This is a genomic window from Mesorhizobium sp. M8A.F.Ca.ET.165.01.1.1 (assembly GCF_004792065.1).
GTDB lineage: Bacteria > Pseudomonadota > Alphaproteobacteria > Rhizobiales > Rhizobiaceae > Mesorhizobium.
Window position 1 is genome coordinate 1 of the sequence record NZ_SRTH01000040.1, and the last position, 2,198, is coordinate 2,198.

Below are 2,198 nucleotides of genomic sequence, written 5' to 3' on the forward strand. Positions count from 1 at the left end.
GCGTTATCTGCCGGACGGCAATCTGGAGTTTTTGGGCCGCAACGACGAGCAGGTGAAGATCCGCGGCTTCCGCATCGAGCCGGGCGAGATCGCGGCGCGGCTTTGCGAGCATGCCTGGGTGCGTGAGGCGGTGGTGGTGGCGCGCCAGGACCGCGCCGGCGACAAGCATCTTGTCGCCTATTTCGTGTGCGGACCCGAGGCCGGCTCGGACGGGGACGATGGCGCGCAGCTTGCCGGCGCCTTGCGCGCTCATCTGGGTGCGCGGCTGCCCGACTACATGGTGCCGTCGGCCTTCGTGCGGCTGGATGGGCTGCCGCTGACACCGAACGGCAAGCTCGACCGCCAGGCGCTGCCGGCGCCGGCCGACGAGGCCTATGCGCACGCCGCCTATGAAGCGCCGCAGGGCGCGGTCGAGACGCTGCTGGCCGGGATTTGGGCGGAGCTTCTCGGGGTCGAGCGGGTCGGACGCCACGACAACTTCTTCGAACTCGGCGGACATTCGCTCCTGGCGGTGCAGCTCTTGAGCCGGCTGTCGCGGGCTGTTGGGGTCGAACTGCCGCTGACGAGGCTGTTCGCCAGGCCGGTTCTTTCCGATCTGGCCGAAAGCATCGTCGAGGTGTTGAGCCGCACCGGTCCGCAAGACCTGCCGGCGATTGCGACGGTGTCGCGCGACGAGCCGCTTGCGCTGTCGTTCGCGCAGCAGCGGCTATGGTTTTTGGCGCAGCTGGACGAGGGCAGTACCAACTATCACATTCCGCTGGCCTTGAGACTGCGTGGCGTGCTCGACCGCGTCGCCTGGCAGCGCAGCCTTGACCGTCTGTTTGCCCGTCATGAGGCGCTGCGCGGTGTCTTTGTCGCTCCGGAGGGCAAGCCGCGGGTTGAGGTTCTGCCGCCGGAGGGGCTGCCGGTGCTGGAGCACGATCTGCGGGACAGGCCGGATGCAGAGGCGGCGCTTTTGGATCTGTGCCGTGAAGAGGCGCAGACGCCCTTCGATCTTGCGCGCGGGCCGCTGATCCGCGGGCGTCTGATCCGGATGTCGGATGAGGAACATGTTTTCCAGCTGACCCAGCATCACATTGCCTCGGACGGCTGGTCGATGGGCGTGCTGGTGCGTGAACTCAGTCAGCTTTACCGGGCGTTCGCAGCTGGACAGGACGATCCTTTGCCGCCGCTGGCGATCCAGTACCCGGATTATGCCGCCTGGCAACGGCAGTGGCTGTCGGGGGAACGGCTGCAAAGCCAGGCGCAGTATTGGCGCAACGCCCTGTCAGGCGCCCCGGCCCGGCTTGCACTGCCGACTGACCGCGTGCGGCCGGCCCAGCAGTCGTTTGCCGGGGCCAGTGTGCCGATCGTCATCGATGCGGATCTGACGCGGGATCTGAAGCGGCTGAGCCGGCAGCATGGCACGACGTTGTTCATGACGGTGCTGGCGGCCTGGGCGGCGGTGCTTTCGCGTCTGTCGGGGCAGGACGACCTCGTGATCGGCGTTCCGAGCGCCAATCGAGGCCGGCGCGAGATCGAAGAGTTGATCGGTTTCTTCGTCAATACCCTGGCGCTTAGGCTCGACCTGTCCGGCGAGCCGAGCGTGTCGGAGCTTTTGGCGCGGACGCGGCGCACGGCGCTGGCCGCGCAGGAGCATCAGGACCTGCCGTTCGAGCAGGTCGTCGAGATCGCGCAGCCGCCCCGGCATCTTGATCACACGCCGTTGTTCCAGGTGATCTTGGCCTGGGAGAACAATGCGATCGCGTCATTGGACCTGCCGGGGCTGAGCGTGGAGGCTGCCGGGGAGGGGTATGATCAGGTCAAGTTCGATCTGGAGCTCGACCTTGGCGAAGATGGCGATCAGATCGCCGGATCGCTGCACTATGCCACGGCGCTATTCGACGAAGCGACGATCGAGCGGCAGCGTGAATATCTGGTGGTGCTGCTGCGGGCGATGGTTGCCGATGCAGGCCAGCCGGTCGGCCGCATCGACATCCTGCCGGCCGCCGAACGCACCTATCTGCTGGAGGGTCTGAACCGGACGGACGCGGACTATCCGTCGGATCTTTGCATCCACGAGCTGTTCGAGGCGCAGGTGCGCCAGGCGCCGGAGGCGGTGGCGGTGGTCTGCGACGACGAGCGCCTGAGCTACGGCGAGCTCAATGCGCGGGCCAACCGGCTGGCCCATCATCTGATCGGGCTCGGGGTCAGGCCGG

Annotated in this window: 1 protein-coding gene; it reads left to right on the top strand. The window is 67.1% G+C overall.

Annotated elements, in window-relative coordinates; genetic code table 11:
- Positions 1–130: 130 nt before the first annotated feature.
- The coding region (locus EN808_RS35020) for a condensation domain-containing protein (protein WP_245525194.1) at positions 131–2,198 on the top strand (2,068 nt) is incomplete at its 3' end.